Annotated in this window: 12 protein-coding genes and 1 tRNA gene; 9 read left to right on the top strand and 4 right to left on the bottom strand. The window is 63.4% G+C overall.

Annotated features, from left to right (window positions below):
• Positions 1-136: 136 nt before the first annotated feature.
• From H7F36_RS11595 to H7F36_RS11555, 9 genes are all read left to right on the top strand, one after another.
• Entirely contained in the window at positions 137-3,688 is a 3,552-nt protein-coding gene (locus tag H7F36_RS11595; RefSeq protein ID WP_187050978.1) for a response regulator, read from the top strand.
• Positions 3,685-4,551 (top strand): CheR family methyltransferase, encoded by an 867-nt coding sequence (locus H7F36_RS11590; protein WP_187050977.1) that lies wholly within the window; start codon positions 3,685-3,687, stop codon positions 4,549-4,551. Before H7F36_RS11595 ends, H7F36_RS11590 begins: the two co-directional genes overlap by 4 nt.
• A complete protein-coding gene (locus tag H7F36_RS11585) occupies positions 4,548-5,141 on the top strand; it encodes a chemotaxis protein CheB (RefSeq protein WP_187050976.1) in 594 nt (197 codons plus the stop codon). The genes H7F36_RS11590 and H7F36_RS11585 overlap by 4 nt, the downstream gene beginning before the upstream one ends.
• Positions 5,131-6,363 (top strand): hybrid sensor histidine kinase/response regulator, encoded by a 1,233-nt coding sequence (locus H7F36_RS11580; protein WP_187050975.1) that lies wholly within the window; start codon positions 5,131-5,133, stop codon positions 6,361-6,363. The genes H7F36_RS11585 and H7F36_RS11580 overlap by 11 nt, the downstream gene beginning before the upstream one ends.
• Before the next feature lie 47 nt (positions 6,364-6,410).
• Positions 6,411-7,515 (top strand): peptide chain release factor 2 gene (gene prfB, locus H7F36_RS11575; protein WP_187050974.1). Its coding sequence is split into 2 segments (ribosomal slippage): positions 6,411-6,491 and positions 6,493-7,515, totalling 1,104 coding nucleotides; the frame shifts between segments, so codons are not numbered across the junction.
• Positions 7,515-8,210, top strand: coding sequence for an HAD family hydrolase (locus H7F36_RS11570; protein ID WP_187050973.1), 696 nt, complete (start codon positions 7,515-7,517; stop codon positions 8,208-8,210). The genes prfB and H7F36_RS11570 overlap by 1 nt, the downstream gene beginning before the upstream one ends.
• Positions 8,197-10,899 carry an aminopeptidase N gene (gene pepN / locus H7F36_RS11565; RefSeq protein ID WP_187050972.1) on the top strand — a complete coding sequence of 901 codons (2,703 nt, stop codon included), beginning with the start codon at positions 8,197-8,199 and terminating at the stop codon, positions 10,897-10,899. The genes H7F36_RS11570 and pepN overlap by 14 nt, the downstream gene beginning before the upstream one ends.
• A 33-nt stretch (positions 10,900-10,932) precedes the next feature.
• Positions 10,933-11,949, top strand: a complete 1,017-nt coding sequence (locus H7F36_RS11560) for a class 1 fructose-bisphosphatase (protein ID WP_187050971.1) — start codon at positions 10,933-10,935, stop codon at positions 11,947-11,949.
• Positions 11,950-11,960: 11 nt separating this feature from the next.
• Positions 11,961-12,036 (top strand) — tRNA-Thr (locus tag H7F36_RS11555).
• A 249-nt stretch (positions 12,037-12,285) separates the two neighbouring features.
• Here the strand turns inward: H7F36_RS11555 and lplT are convergent.
• The 4 genes from lplT to H7F36_RS11535 all read right to left on the bottom strand — a co-directional run bounded on the left by lplT (position 12,286) and on the right by H7F36_RS11535 (position 16,262).
• Positions 12,286-13,410: a lysophospholipid transporter LplT gene (lplT, locus tag H7F36_RS11550; protein ID WP_261802642.1), complete on the bottom strand. Its 1,125-nt coding sequence runs from the start codon at positions 13,408-13,410 to the stop codon at positions 12,286-12,288.
• Between the two features lie 20 nt (positions 13,411-13,430).
• On the bottom strand, positions 13,431-14,207 hold the full coding sequence (locus tag H7F36_RS11545; protein ID WP_261802244.1) for a GNAT family N-acetyltransferase: 777 nt from the start codon (positions 14,205-14,207) through the stop codon (positions 13,431-13,433).
• A 7-nt stretch (positions 14,208-14,214) separates the two neighbouring features.
• On the bottom strand, positions 14,215-15,246 hold the full coding sequence (locus H7F36_RS11540; RefSeq protein ID WP_261802243.1) for a hypothetical protein: 1,032 nt from the start codon (positions 15,244-15,246) through the stop codon (positions 14,215-14,217).
• A gap of 74 nt (positions 15,247-15,320) precedes the next feature.
• Positions 15,321-16,262, bottom strand: a complete 942-nt coding sequence (locus H7F36_RS11535) for a methyltransferase (protein WP_187050968.1) — start codon at positions 16,260-16,262, stop codon at positions 15,321-15,323.
• Positions 16,263-16,275: the final 13 nt, after the last annotated feature.

Below are 16,275 nucleotides of genomic sequence, written 5' to 3'. Positions count from 1 at the left end.
GCCTGGGCCAGTCCGCGCGCTTCCCTCGCACCGCGTGAGCGCAGCCGCGAACGCGCGGCTTTTTCCGACAGCGCCAGACGCCTTGGTCGGGCAGACTGCTACGGCTTTGCCCACCCCGCCCTCCGACCCATCTCCCATGAAAAGCTCCCGCGCGATCGATCAGCAATCCTTTCAGCGCGCGCTGAGTCGCAACGTCAAGCTGCCCCTTGCCGCCGGGCTGGCCGGCACGGTCATGTTCGTGGCCTTGATCCTCTATCTTTTGTCGGTGATCGGCTGGGTCGAGCACACCGACCAGGTCACCCGGAGCGCGACCGAGGCGCAGCGCCTCACCGTCGATCTCGAATCGGGCATGCGGGGCTTCCTCATCACCGGAGAGCCAAGTTTTCTCCAACCCTACGACGCCGCCCAATCACGCATCGGCCCCGAGTTGGCCGCACTGCGGCTGCTGGTCTCCGACAACGCGCAGCAGGTGTCGCGCGTCGACCGCATAGCGGCCACACAAAGGAGCTGGGACGCCTACGCATCCGAACTGATCGCGTTGCGGCGCGCCGGCCAGGACTACCGCACGGTCGTGACGGCCGGCCGTGGCAAGTCACTGAGCGATGCCATGCGCGCCGAGTACGGCGCCTTTATCGCCACAGAGCAGGCACTGCGGTTTCAACGCAACAACGAATCGCACCGCACCAGCATCGCGGTGGTGGTGGCGTATGTGCTGTTCAGCCTGATCTTCACCGGCTTCCTGGCGTACTTCGGACGCCGTCAGCTCAGCGAGCTGTCAGCTAACTACGGCGCCGCGCTCGACGAGCAAACCGCGCACGCCGAGGTGCTGCAACAGCAGGCCTGGCTGCGCAGTTCGCAGACAGAATTTGCGGCCGAAATTGTCGGCCAGCTCAGCGCGCAGGAGCTCGGTCGAAAGGCGCTCTCGTTCTTTGCGCGACAGCTCGGCAGCACCGTCGGTGCGCTCTATGTGCGCGAGCCGAACGGCAAGCTTCGCCGTGCCTCGAGCTACGGTTTTTCGGCCGAGGCCGAGGCCAGCTCGCAAACCTTCTCGTCGACTGAAAGCCTGCTCGGAGAGGTTGCCACCGAGCGCCGCACGATGCTGGTCGAACCCGTAACGGCCGACTACCTCAAGGTGAATACCGGCCTGGGCGCCATGTCGCCGCGCGCCGCGCTGTTGGTACCGATTGCCAACGATGGGTTCGTCAACGGCGTGCTCGAGCTGGGCCTGATGACCAAGCCCGACGCGCGTGCATCTGCGCTGCTCGATTCGGTGTCGGGCACGCTTGGCAGCGCCGTGGCCGCCGCGCGCTATCGCGAGCAGCTGCAAGACGTGCTGGCCGAAACGCAGCAACTCAACGAGGAGCTGCAAGTCCAGCAGGAAGAGTTGCGCACTGCCAACGAAGAACTGGAAGAGCAATCGCGCGTGCTGCGCCAATCGCAGGCCACGCTTGAAAACCAGCAGGCCGAGCTGGAGCAAACCAACAGCCAGTTGTCGGAACGCACCGAGGCTCTGGACCAGCGCAATCTGGCTCTGCGCCGCGTGCAGCGCGACCTCAACGAACGCGCCGAAGAACTGCAGCGCGCCAGCCGCTACAAGTCGGAATTTCTGGCCAACATGTCGCACGAGCTGCGCACGCCGCTCAACAGCGCGCTCATCCTCGCCAAGCTGCTGGGCGACAACCCGACGGGCAACCTGACAGCCGAGCAGGTCAAGTTCGCCGAGTCGATCTACGCCTCGGGCAACGACCTGCTGCTGTTGATCAACGACATCCTGGACATCGCCAAGGTCGAGGCCGGCAAGATGGAACTGGTGGCCGAAGACGTGCCGGTGTCCCGCCTGACCGACAGCCTCGCGATGACCTTCACGCCGCTCGCCAAGCAGAAAAGTCTGGGCTTCCGGCTCGACCTGCAGCCAGGCGCGCCGACGAGCCTCAACACCGACCGCCAGCGGCTCGAGCAGATCCTCAAGAACCTGTTGTCGAACGCGCTCAAGTTCACCGAACGCGGCGAGGTGGTGCTCGGTGTTTCGGCCGCACCCGACGGTGGCGTGGCGTTCTCCGTGAGCGACTCGGGCATCGGCATCCAGGCCGATCAGCAGGAGGTGGTCTTCGAAGCTTTTCGCCAGGCAGACGGCACCACCAGCCGGCGCTATGGCGGCACCGGCTTGGGCCTGTCGATTTCGCGTGACCTGACGCATTTGCTGGGTGGCACGCTGGAAGTGGAGAGCGAACCGGGTCAGGGAAGCACGTTCACGCTGAGGTTGCCCGCCGCATTGCCGTCGGAGCCGGCGGAATTGCCGGTGCGTAGCGCGCATTCGGGCGCCGGGCAGGTGCTTGCCTCCGCACCTTCACCTTCACCTTCGTCCTCACCTTCACCCTCACGTACGCGGGCAGCCAAGTCCACGGCGCGGGCGATGTCGACGCCGCTCACTCCCGGCCTCGCTGCGCCACCCCGCCCCGTACTGCCCACCTTCGCAGACGATCGCGCCTTGCCGCGTGACAAGGCACGCCGCGTGCTCGTGATCGAAGACGAGCCGCAGTTCGCGCACATCCTCTACGACTTGGCGCACGAGCTCGGCTACAGCTGCCTGGTGGCGCACGGCGCGGCCGATGGCTTCGCCCTCGCGACTCAGTTCGTGCCCGACGCCATCCTGCTCGACATGCGACTGCCCGACAGCAGCGGCCTCGGCGTACTGCAACACCTCAAGGACGACCCGCAGACGCGGCACATCCCGGTCCACGTGGTGTCGGCGCAAGACCAGTCGGAAGCCGCGCTGCACATGGGCGCAATCGGCTACGCGTTGAAGCCCACTTCGCGCGACCAGCTCAAGCAGGTGTTCAAGAAGATCGAAGACAAGCTGTCGCAAAAGGTCAAGCAGGTGCTGCTGGTGGAAGACGACGCACTGCAGCGCGAAAGCGTAATGAAGCTCATCGGCGACGACGACGTGGCGATCACTGCGGTCGCGTCCGGCGAAGAGGCGATGAAGCTGCTGCGCAACCGCGTGTTCGACTGCATGATCACCGACCTGCGCTTGCCCGACATGCAAGGCAGCGAGTTGCTCAAGCGCATGGCGACCGAGGAGATCTCGTCGTTTCCGCCGGTCATCGTCTACACCGGGCGCAACCTCACGCGCGACGAAGAAGCCGAGCTGCTGCGCTACTCGCGCTCCATCATCATCAAGGGTGCGCGCTCGCCGGAGCGGCTGCTCGACGAAGTCACGTTGTTCCTGCACAAGGTGGAATCGGAGCTGTCGAGCGAAAGGCAAACGATGCTCAAGACCGCCCGCGGCCGCGACCGCGTTTTCGAAGGCCGCCGCATCCTGCTGGTCGATGACGACGTGCGAAACATCTTCGCCCTGACCAGCGCACTGGAGCAACGCGGCGCCATCGTGGAGATCGGACGCAACGGCCTCGAAGCGCTCGCCAAGCTCGACAGCGTGCCCGACATCGACCTCGTGCTGATGGACGTGATGATGCCGGAGATGGACGGCCTCGAGGCCACACGGCGGATCCGCCAGGACAAGCGTTTCGACAATCTGCCGGTGATCGCCGTCACGGCCAAGGCGATGAAAGACGACCAGGAACAATGCCTGGCTGCAGGTGCAAACGACTACCTAGCAAAGCCCGTCGACCTCGATCGGCTCTTCTCGCTGCTGCGCGTGTGGATGCCCAAGATGGAACGGCTATGACCTCGCTGCCCCCGGCTTCCGCCCACCCTCCTCCCGCGCTCGTGCCACCGGGCAACGACGAGATCGACCTGCGCCTGCTGATGGAGGCCATCTACCTCAAGTACAGCTATGACTTTCGCGACTACACCGGCGCCTCGCAAAAGCGTCGCGTGACCTATGCGCTGACGCAGCTGGGCTTGTCCTCGGTTTCCGCGTTGCAGGAGCAGGTGCTGCGCGAGCCCACCACGTTCACGCGGCTGCTGCAGTACCTCACCATTCCGGTCAGCGAAATGTTTCGCGACCCGAGCTACTTCCTGGCACTGCGGCGGCAGGTGGTTCCGGTGCTGCACACCTACCCTTCCATCAAGGTGTGGGTCGCCGGGTGCAGCACCGGCGAAGAGGTGTATTCGCTCGCCATCCTGCTCCGTGAAGAGGGCCTGCTCGACCGCAGCCGGATCTATGCGACCGACATCAACTCGGCCTCTCTCGACAAGGCGCGGCAGGGCATCTTCGCGCTCGACACGCTGCAAAAGTACACGCTCAACTACCAACGCGCCGGCGGCACGCGAGCGTTCTCCGACTACTACGTCGCCGCCTACGATGCCGCCAGGTTCGACCCGTCGCTGTGCGCCAACGTCATCTTTGCCGACCACAGCCTGGCCACCGACAGCGTGTTCGCAGAGACCCAGCTGGTGTCGTGCCGCAACGTGTTGATCTACTTCAATCGCCAACTGCAAGACCGCGCGCTCGGTCTCTTTCACGAATCGCTGTGCCATCGCGGCTTTCTCGGCCTGGGTTCGAAGGAGAGCATCGATTTCTCCGGCTATGCGACGCGCTTCGATCCGCTGGTGCGGGCCGAGCGCCTGTTCCGGAAAGCCTCATGACGACACGACGGATCGATGCCGTGGTGATCGGCGCCTCGGCGGGCGGCATCGACGCGCTGCTCAACCTGCTTGTCGGTCTGCCGCAGACATGGCGGCTGCCGATCGTCACGGTGTTGCACTTGCCCGAAGGACGCGAAAGCCGTCTGGCCGAAGTCTTTGCGCCGCGTCTTTCGATTCCGGTCTGCGAGGCCGAAGACAAGCGTCCGCTCGCCCCCGGAACACTGCACTTCGCGCCGCCGGGCTACCACCTGTCGATCGAGCGGGATCGCTGTTTTTCCTTGAGCTGCGAACCCCCGGTACTTTTCTCCCGCCCGTCGATCGATGTGCTGATGAGTTCGGCCGCCGACGCCTACCAAAGTGCCCTGGCCGGGCTGCTGCTCACCGGCGCCAACGAAGACGGCGCGCGCGGCATGGCGCACATTCATTCTCTCGGCGGTTTCACCGCGGTGCAAGATCCGCTTGAAGCGCATGTGCCGACCATGCCGCTGGCCGCGCTGGCCCGCCACACGCCGGATGCCGTGCTGCCGTTGCTCGGATTGAGCTCGCTACTTCGTCGACTGGACCCCTTGGATTCGCCTCATGCTCACTGACGTCGAAAGCAAACTGCTGATCGTCGACGACCTTCCGGAAAACCTGATGGCGCTCGACGCGCTCGTTCGTGGTCCTCTGCGAACCGTGTACCAGGCGACCTCTGCCGATGCGGCGCTGGCGCTGATGCTCGAGCACGAGTTCGCGCTCGCCATCCTCGATGTGCAGATGCCCGGCATGAATGGCTTCGAGCTGGCCGAGATGATGCGTGGCACGGAGCGCACGCGGCACATCCCGATCATCTTCGTCAGTGCCGCGGGCAGCGAACTCAACTACGCTTTCAAGGGCTACGAAAGTGGCGCGGTCGACTTCTTGCAGAAGCCGCTCGATGGTCACGTGGTCATCAGCAAGGTCAACGTCTTCGTCGACCTGCACCGTCACCGCAAGGCACTGAAGCACGAGATGGACGCGCTGGCAGCGGCCCATCATCAAACGGAGCAACTGGTGCAGCAGCTACAGACTGCCCAGTGCGAACTGCAGCGCGCGGTACGCATGCGCGACGACTTCATGTCGATGGTGTCGCACGAACTGCGCACGCCGCTCAACACGCTGTATCTCGAAACGCAGGTGCGCAAGCTGCATCTCACCAAAGGCAATCTGGCGCCTTTCGAGCCCGCCAAGCTGCCGGCCATGATCGAGCGCGACCAGCGGCAGATCCAGAACATGGTGCGGTTGATCGACGACATGCTCGACGTCACGCGGCTGCGCAGCGGCGCCCTGTCGATCCAGCCCAGGCCCTTCGATCTGGCGGCGATGGCCGCGCGCGTGGTCGATAGCCTGGGGCAGCAGGCCGAGGCTGCGGGCTCGACCATCACGCTGCACGCCGCCGGGCCGGTGCAAGGCATATGGGACGAGTTCCGCGTCGAACAGGTGCTGACCAACCTCCTGACCAACGCGCTGCGCTACGGCGGCGGCAAACCGGTGCGGGTGGGGGTCGGTGTCGATGCCGCCAGCGCCGGTTTCGCGGCTGCAGCGCCGCAGGCTTTCATGACGGTGCGTGACGGCGGCATGGGCATTGCAACGGCGGATCAGGAGCGCATCTTCGAACAATTCGAACGCACCGCCGACAGCAAAAAGCACGCCGCTGGTCTCGGCCTGGGGCTCTACATCACACGTCAGATCGTGCGGGCCCACGGTGGCGAAATCAGCGTCGAAAGCAAACCCGGCGCCGGTGCGGTCTTTCGGGTCACTCTGCCTCTGGAGGTGGCCGCCGCCGTTTCATGAAGCCGTGAGAAAATACCCGGTTTCCCCGAACACCGTCAGGACACCCCATGGATGCAGAGCAAATCAACCAAATCAGCGCCAGCCTTGCCGACCTGAGCGTGCGCACGGTCGATTTACGGAGGTATCTTTGACTACGATGCCAAAGCCGAACGTCTGAGGACGGTCAACGCATCGCTCGAAGATCCCAAGGTCTGGAATGACCCCAAGAAAGCCCAGGAGCTGGGCCGCGAGAAAAAGGCGCTCGACGACGTGGTCGTCACGCTAGACAAGCTCACCAGCGGGCTGTCCGACAACACCGAGCTTTTCGACATGTCGAAGGAAGACGGCGACATGGATGGCCTGCAAGCCATCTCCGATGACGCCGCCAAGCTGGAAGCCGACATCAAGCAGCTCGAATTCCGCCGGATGTTCAACAACCCGGCCGACCCGCTCAATTGCTTCGTCGACATCCAGGCCGGCGCCGGCGGCACCGAAGCCTGCGACTGGGCCAGCATGCTGCTGCGCCAGTATTTGAAGTACGCCGAGCGCAAGGGTTTCAAGACGCAGATCGAAGACGAAACGCCGGGCGACACCGCCGGTATCAAGGGCGCGACCATCAAGGTCGAGGGCGACTACGCCTTCGGTTTGCTGCGCACCGAAACCGGCGTGCATCGCCTCGTGCGCAAGTCGCCTTTCGACTCGTCGGGCGGCCGCCACACCAGCTTCGCCAGCATCTTCGTGTACCCCGAAGTGGACGATTCGATCGAGATCGACATCAACCCGTCGGACGTGCGGGTCGACACCTTCCGGGCCAGCGGCGCGGGCGGGCAGCACATCAACAAGACCGACTCGGCGGTGCGGCTCACGCACATCCCGACCGGCATCGTGGTGCAGTGCCAGGACGGCCGAAGCCAGCACAGCAACCGCGACGTGGCCTGGAAGCGGCTGCGCTCGCGCCTGTACGACTTCGAGTTGCGAAAGCAGCAGGAAGCCCAGCAGAAGCTCGAAGACACCAAGACCGACGTCGGCTGGGGTCACCAGATTCGCAGCTACGTGCTGGACAACAGCCGCATCAAGGACCTGCGCACCAACGTCGAAGTGTCGGCCACGCAGAAGGTGCTCGACGGCGATCTCGATGTCTTCATCGAAGCGTCGTTGAAGCAAGGCGTCTGATGGCGGCCGATACGCTCTGGACAGGCCCCGTCGAAGCGCTCATCTTCGACATGGACGGCACCATGATCGACTCGATGCCCTGGCATGCCAAGGCATGGGTCGAGTACGCGCGCCGCCGCAAGATGACGATCGACGTGCCGGACCTGATGCGCCGCACCACCGGCCGCACCGCCGTCGAATGCGCGCGCGAGCTGATGCAGCGCGAGGTGACCGAGGTTGAGAGCGCGGAAATCACGCACGAGAAAGAGCTGATCTACCGCGAGCTCTTCGCGGCGGAGTTCCGCGAGGTAGGAGGCTTCGGCGCTTTCGCCAAGGCCGCTGTGGCACGCGGGCTGAAGATCGCCGTCGGCACAGCCGGCGACAAACACAACATCGAGTTCGCGATGTCGCGGCTCAGGATGGACCCGCTGCCGCTGGCCATCGTCGGTGGCGACGAAGGCTTTGCCGGCAAGCCGACCCCCGAGATCTTTCTAGAAGCTGCGCGCCGCATCGGCGTGGCACCTGCGCGCTGCATCGTTTTCGAAGATGCGCCTTTCGGCATCGAAGCCGCACGGCGTGGCGGCATGCGCGCCGTTGCCGTCTGCAGCACGCACACGCCTGCAGAGCTCGCCGGCCCGCACGTCATCGCCGCCGTGCACGACTACGACGAACTCGCCCATTCAAATTTTCTGGAGACTCTCGATGCTGTTGCGTGATGCACAAGGCCAACCGGTCGCCATTCGCCGCGAAGACTATGTCGCGCCCGCCTACTGGATCGACACGGTCGAACTGACCTTCGACCTCGACCCGAACAAAACCCGCGTGCTCAACCGCATGCGCATGCGCCGCAATCCAGCAGTGCCGGTGCAGCCCCTGCGCCTGGACGGCGACGAACTGAACCTGGCACGCGTGCTGGTCGACAACCACGGCGCATCGTTCCGCATCGAAGGCGACCAGCTGGTCATCGACGCCCTGCCCGATGCTTTCGAGCTCGAGATCTTCACGACCTGCTGCCCCATCAAGAACACCAAGCTGATGGGCCTGTTCGTGAGCGAGGACACCTTCTTCACGCAGTGCGAGGCCGAGGGCTTTCGCCGCATCACGTACTTCCTCGATCGACCCGACGTGATGGCCAGCTACACCGTCACGCTGCGCGCCAGCAAGTACGCCTACCCGGTGCTGCTGTCGAACGGCAACCTGGTCGAACACGGCGATCTGGAAGGGCCGGGCAACGAGGGACGCCACTTCGCCAAGTGGGTCGACCCGTTCAAGAAGCCGGCCTATCTGTTCGCGCTGGTTGCCGGCAAGCTGGTGGCACGCGAGCAGCGCATCACCGCGCGCAACGGCAAGGAGCATCTGCTGCAGGTCTATGTGCGTGCCGGCGATCTCGACAAGACCGAGCACGCGATGAACTCGCTGGTCAACTCCGTGCTGTGGGACGAAGCGCGCTTCGGCCTGCCGCTCGACCTCGACCGTTTCATGATCGTTGCGACAAGCGACTTCAACATGGGTGCGATGGAAAACAAGGGCCTGAACATCTTCAACACGAAGTACGTTCTGGCCAATCAGGCGACGGCTACCGACGCCGACTACAGCAACATCGAAAGCGTGGTCGGCCACGAGTACTTTCATAACTGGTCGGGCGACCGCGTGACCTGCCGCGACTGGTTCCAGCTGTCGCTGAAAGAAGGCCTTACCGTCTTCCGCGACCAGGAATTCAGCCAGGACCTGTGCGCCGACGCATCGGCCCGCGCGGTCAAGCGCATCGAAGACGTGCGCGTGTTGCGCACCGCGCAGTTCCCCGAAGATGCCGGCCCGATGGCGCACCCGGTGCGGCCCGACAGCTACATCGAGATCAGCAACTTCTACACCGTCACCATCTACGAAAAAGGTGCCGAAGTCGTTCGCATGATGCAGACGCTGGTGGGCCGCAAAGGCTTCGAACGCGGCATCACGCTCTACTTCGAGCGCTTCGACGGCCAGGCCGTGACCTGCGACGATTTTGCGCAGGCGATTGCCGATGCCAACCCCGATTCCGACCTTGCACGCCTGCTGCCGCAGTTCAAGCGCTGGTACGCGCAGGCTGGTACGCCGCGCCTCGCGGCACAAGGCAACTACGACGCGGCCCAGCGCAGCTACACATTGAGCTTCGCGCAGAGCTGCGCGTCGACGCCGGGCCAGCCCGTCAAAGAGGCGTTCGTGATTCCGGTCAACCTCGGCTTGCTGAGCGCCGACGGGCATGAGCTGCCGTTGCAACTCGAAGGCGAAAGCGAAGCGGTACACGGCACGCGCATGCTGGTGCTGACGCAAGAGCGCGAGCAGATCACTTTCATCAACCTCGACGCCGAACCCGTGCCGTCGATCCTGCGCGGCTTCAGCGCGCCGGTGATTCTGGACTTCGACTACAGCGACACGCAGTTGCTCACCTTGCTGGCTAACGACGTCGATCCGTTCAATCGCTGGGAAGCCGGCCAGCGCCTCGGTTTGCGCTCGGCCATCCAGGCAATCACCGGCGATGCCAACGCCACCGGTCCGGCTCTGAACGAAGCGTATGTCGACGCGATGCGCGGCGTGCTGCGCGACCCGAATCTCGACGCTGCTTTCAAGGAACTGGTGCTCGCGCTTCCATCAGAAACCTACATCTCAGAGCAGCTGGAAGTGGTCGATCCGCAGCGGGTGCATGCCGTGCGCGAAGCCATGCGCGTGCAATTGGCGACCGCCCTCTTCTCCGACTGGCAGCGTATCTACGAAGAGAACCAGGACACCGGCGCCTACAGCCCTGATCCGACATCGTCGGGCCGACGCGCGCTGGCTGGCATGGCGTTGACGTACCTCTGCATCGCTGCGCGCGAGTCGAACGACACCGTGTGGCCGGGTAAAACGCTGCAGCGCTTCAAGGACGCCGGCAACATGACCGATCGCTTCAACGCACTCAACGCACTGGTGTCGTCGGGCCATGCGCTGGCGGCTCAGGCGCTGGCGCGTTTTCATGCGATCTTCAAGGACGAGGCGCTGGTCATCGACAAGTGGTTCTCGCTCCAGGCTGGCGCGCCCGACCGCAACGGCGACATCCTGCCGCTGGTCAAGCAATTGATGAAGCACCCGGACTTCTCCATCAAGAACCCGAACCGCGCGCGCAGCGTGATCTTCAGCTATTGCAGTGGCAACCCCGGCGCATTCCACCGGCCCGATGCGGCCGGCTATGTGTTCTGGAGCGACCGCGTGATCGAGCTCGACGCCATCAACCCGCAGGTAGCGGCGCGCCTGGCACGCGGCCTCGACCGCTGGAGCAAGCTGGCCGAGCCATACCGAAGCGCAGCACGCGAGGCCATCGCCCGTGTCGCGGTCAAGCCCGACCTCAGCAAAGACACACACGAGGTCGTCACGCGCGCCCTGGCCGCGTAATGCACTGACGTACCAAGTTTTAAAGAAGCATTCATGGCACAGAACATTTCACTTACCCGCTATCTGGTCGAACAGCAGCGCGTCGACGGAAAGATTCCAGCGCAACTGCGGCTGCTGCTCGAAGTCGTGGCGCGCGCCTGCAAGAGCATCAGCTTGGCCGTCAACAAGGGCCAGCTCGGCGGTGAAAACAGCATCATGGGTTCGGCCGAAAGCGAGAACGTGCAAGGCGAGATCCAGAAGAAGCTGGACATCATCGCCAACGAAGTGCTGATCGAAGCCAACGAATGGGGCGGCCATCTGGCGGCCATGGCCAGTGAAGAGATGGACAGCATCTACGTGGTGCCCAATCGCTATCCGCAAGGCGAATACCTGCTGCTGTTCGACCCGCTCGACGGCTCCAGCAACATCGACGTCAACGTCAGCATCGGCACCATCTTCAGCGTGCTGAAAAAGCCCGAAGGCGAGCACGGCGTGCAGGAGTCCGACTTCTTGCAGCCGGGCGAGAACCAGGTGGCTGCGGGCTACTGCATCTACGGCCCACAGACCACGCTGGTGTTGACGGTCGGCGATGGCGTCGCGATGTTCACGCTCGACCGCGAGCAAGGCTCGTTCGTGCTCACGCAAGAGAACCTGCGCATCCCTGAAGACACCCAGGAGTTCTCGATCAACATGAGCAACATGCGCCACTGGGATGCCCCGGTCAAGCACTACATCGACGAGATGCTGGCCGGCACCGAAGGCCCACGCGGAAAAGATTTCAACATGCGTTGGATCGCCAGCATGGTGACCGACGTGCACCGCATCCTGATGCGCGGCGGCGTCTTCATGTACCCGTGGGACAAGCGCGAACCCGGCAAGCCCGGCAAGTTGCGCCTCATGTACGAGGCCAACCCAATGAGCTGGCTGGTCGAGCAGGCCGGCGGTGCCGCCACCAACGGCCGCGAGCGAATTCTCGGATTGCAGCCCACCAAACTGCACGAGCGCGTAGCTGTGGCCCTGGGTTCGAAAAACGAAGTCGAGCGCCTGACCCGCTACCACGACCCGCTATAATCGAAGGCTAAGCCGGTGTAGCTCAGTCGGTAGAGCAGCTCATTCGTAATGAGAAGGTCGGGTGTTCGATTCATCTCTCCGGCACCAATGCAGTCAAGGAAAGCCCGCTATCAATTTGGTAGCGGGCTTTTGCTTTTGCGGGCTCGTGTTGCCACCGTGTAGACAGCGGCACATCGTGATGCGTCGCAGCCGACGTCTAAGCGTCGAATCCTCCGCTCCCCGCCACGTTCACCAAAGCGACAGTTATTCGTGCTCGCGAATTTGGACGCGGCGCCACGGGCCTGCTACGCCTGAACGCAGGCACGGCCATGTGCGTTAGCGAACAGCGCAGCTAGATTAGGCGCCGGCGAAAACCACGCAGGCCGACGCCACCATCAACAATGCGCCGAAGCCCACCAATATGCCGATGAGAGGCAGTTGCATCGCAACCAGCAGCCCGTAGAGCCCGAGCATCAACAACGACGCCAGGCTCTCATAGAAATTTTGGGCTGCGATCGATTGGCCAGGTTGCATTAGCAGCAAGCCGCGGCTCTGCAGCACGGCATTCATTGGCACCAGCAGCAACCCAGCCAAGGCTCCGATCAGCAACAGCAATCCGAAAGCGACAGTGACGTCTGTCGCGAACGCCATGAGGGTGACCAGTGCCCCGAGCAGCACGCCGAGTGGCAGTGTGCGCATCGCTCGCTTCAGAGTTACGAAACGTGCCGCTCCAATGGCTCCAGCCACCATTCCGATCGCTACGGCGAGTTGCAACAAGGCGGCTCGTGAAAGGGGCAGTCCTAGTCGTTCGCCAGCCCAGCGCAACACCATGAATTGAAGTACTGCCGCCGCCGCCCAAAACAGGCTGGTGACGGCCAGCGAGGTGCGTGCTTGCCGGTCGTGCCACAGCAGGGCAAGTGCATCGACAAAACACAAAATCAGTTGGCGCGGATTTGCCAGCGCTGCGCGATTTCGGGCGTGGCTTCGCGGAATCAAGACCGTGACGATCGCGGAGGCCAGGAAAATTGCGGCGATGACCGGTAACGCGCTTGCCGTCTCGACCAGCACACCGCCCAGTGCCAGACCGGCCACGATCGATACGACCGTAGTCGCCTCGATCCAGCCATTCGCCGCAACCAGATCTTCAGGCAACAACAATTCAGGCAGGATGCCGTATTTGGCCGGTCCATAGCCGGCGGCCCCAAGGCCCACCAGCGCATAGCAAAGCAGCGGCTGTACGCCCCAAGCCAAAAGTCCGCAGCCACCGAGTTTGACCAGATTGGTGATCAGCATGACCTGGCCTTTTGGGGCGGCATCCGACACTGCGCCAGCAAAAGCCGCGAGCAACACATAAGAAGCATAGAAAGCTACGCGGAGCGCCGGTGTCATCCAGTCCGGTGCACTTCGCGAAATGAGTAGCGCAATGGCAACTGTCAGCAGTGCGTTGTCCGCGAGTGAGCTGAAAAATTGCGCCAGCAACACTGGCAGCAGCACCCGCTTTTTCACAAGGCCGCACTTGTAGTCATGTCGAAAAAGTGCCGGCGATACTTCGACGTCACGTCGTCCATTCGCAGGATCAGAGGCAGGTCCGCGGTATTGAACTTCACGTCGAACGCGGGAGGGCCGAGCAGACGGGCCCCGCATCTCAGATACCCTTTGATCAGTGGCGGCGCATCGCAGGGCGCGTCACTGTGATCGCCGTCGTTTGCAGCGGCAAGCGGCAAGGGAACGCGCGGCTGGACTCGCCATTGCTGCTCGACCAGATGGGTATGACACAGACGGCGCCACAGCCGGCTGGCCGTCGCGCCGTGATCATCGAGGCCAATGCTGGCGCAACCGATCATGGTGTCCAGTCCGCGCCTGACCATGTAGTGTCCCAGCGCAGTCCACAAGGCCATGATCACGGCTCCAGATCGCCAGGCCGGATGCACACACGAGCGGCCAAGTTCTACTGCGCGACTGCGCAGCGCTTGCAACGGTGCGAGGTCGAACTCAGTGTCAGTGTAGAAACCGCCGGCGCGTTCAGCGGCCATTGGCGTCAGCACGCGGTAGGTTCCGATGAGCAGCCCTGAGGCGTGGTCGGAACCAACTGCACGCACAAGCAGGTGGTCGCAGTAAGGATCGAATCGATCCGCGTCGACTCCGGACGGAGTGCCCGCGGGTGGTGTGAGGCGCGCGCCCATTTCCTGTGCAAACACCAGATACCGTAGGCGCTGAGCCTCGCGAACTTCGGCTTCGGAGTCGGCCCACTGTGTGATCAAGGTGGCGTGGGTCGGCACTCGGCACTCAATTAGAAGGCGGATAGAGCCTGATCAGTCGGATCTGGCGCCGGTTGAGTCTTGCAAGTTCCAACAGGCCGATCGGCCGTGTTCCGGCATTGCGCTGCGCAGCGCCAATCGCAAACAAAAGTCGTTGCTTCGCAAATATCATGCGAAACCCTTGCAGCACATCCGTGCCGGGGTCCCATGCCTCGATCGCTTCTGATCCTGCGCCGTTGATCTCCATGACGGTAAAACCACGCCCGGCAGAGAGTTCCTCCAAGTTGTCGAATCGCACGTCGAAGCGTCCGAAGTGAAATTCGGGCATGTCGCGGGCCACCGCATCGATGGCTTTCGTGAGTTGCTGCGTGATGTGCGCTGCACCGTCGCGATACAGTCCGCCCACACGAGTCGACCCGATGGTCGCCAGACGCACCTCTTCACCAGCGCATGGCACCGCCGTCAGCGGCACGGGACATACATGTCGCGGCGAAGATCTGACCCGTTGTGCACGTGGATCCGCCGCGATCAGCTCTGCCACAGTGCTGTACCCATCCCCAATCACACAAGGAAAATAACGCAGTGCCAAGCCGATCACGCGGCCGCTGTCACTGAGGGGATCGCGCGCATAAAAAATGCCTGCCTCGCCCTTTTGCGGCAAGTAGCGCTGAAGCACGGCGGTTTCTCCGATGGGAAATCGCGAAAGATAGGTCCTTAGCGCAGTCATGTCTTCAAGCAGCTGAACGCCATAACCACACAACCCAAGGTCCGGCTTGACCACGATCGGAAAGGCCAAGCCGGCTCTCTTCATTGCGATCGCCAACGACGACTCCGAGAGCGCACCGTCGTTGAACACCGCGCAGTGCGGGGCGATGACGGATCTCGCTAACGGCCCCATGCCTTTGAAGTACTCGAGCTTGCCTTCGCCGACCAGACCACCTGCGGTGATGTTCGGATTGGCGGCCGAGGGCAGCGTAGCGCTGCCGTACCGAAACGACAGCCAGAGCCACTGCGCAACGATAGGCACGCAGATAAGCCATTTGGGCATGCGCTCGAGCAAACTGCACTCCGACGTCCCAGCGACGCGCGCATCTCCGCCATTCATCGGCGCATGCTCAGTGGCAATTGCGCGCCTCAATTGGCCTGCTCGAACGGGCACGTGGCGACCAGGCCGACGGCCGCAACGCGGTCGATGTGCGCATAAATTGGTCGCTCGATTTCTTCGCCAAATACGTCGGGGTCGATTTCCTCGTAACGCCAGTCGCAGCGGGCCGCCGTGAGCAATGGAACCATCTCAGCCAGGAAGGGGTCCTCACCGTCGACCATGGCCACCCCGGTATAGAAGAGCAACTGCCCGCCAGGCGCCAACCGCTGCAGCGCGGCCGCCGCGATGCGCAGCCCGAGCGCGCGGCCAAGATTTGCGCCGCCATGACGGTAGCTTCGCTGTCCTTCGTCGTCCAGGTACGGCGGGTTGCACACGATCAGGTCGAAATTACCTTCAACCGCCGACAGCGCATCGCCGAGCGCCAGCGTCACCGCGACGCCGGCAACCTCTGCATTTGCGGCGGTGAGAGCCAATGCGGCCGGATTGATGTCGTTCATGGTCAACGTCGATGTCATGCCCGCTGCCGCCAACGCACGCGACACCACAATGCCCCCGGCACCGCTGCCACAACCAATGTCCAATACGCGCACGAGCGTGCCACGGCACATGGTCGCAACACGCTGACCCAGCGCCTGTTTCATGAAGCGGGCAAACCGGTAGGTGTCGGGGCCAAAGAACACAGCATCTGCCCCGACAGTGGGGTAAGCCGAGTGCAGGAACAAATCGTCGTCGATGCTGGCGATGCGGAGGGTACTGCGCCAGAGCGACCCCACCGGCTGCAGCAGGCCTGCGCGGGCCATCTCGCTGAAAAGCGCCGGAGGCAGCGCTCGCGCCGAGAACGGCGTGTTCCAACCGAAGACGTCCCGCAGGGTCTGGCCGGGATCCGCGCCACGTTTGTCTTTCACGCGTTGATGGGTGAGTGGTGTGACCGCGGTAAAACGGTAGCCTCTGTCCGCAACCAGACGCAGCACAGCCGCTGCGCTT

The sequence above is a fragment of the Variovorax sp. PAMC28562 genome (assembly GCF_014303735.1).
GTDB lineage: Bacteria > Pseudomonadota > Gammaproteobacteria > Burkholderiales > Burkholderiaceae_C > Variovorax.
The sequence above is the reverse complement of the archived record's forward strand: the minus strand, read 5'-3'. Positions and strand labels throughout refer to the sequence as shown.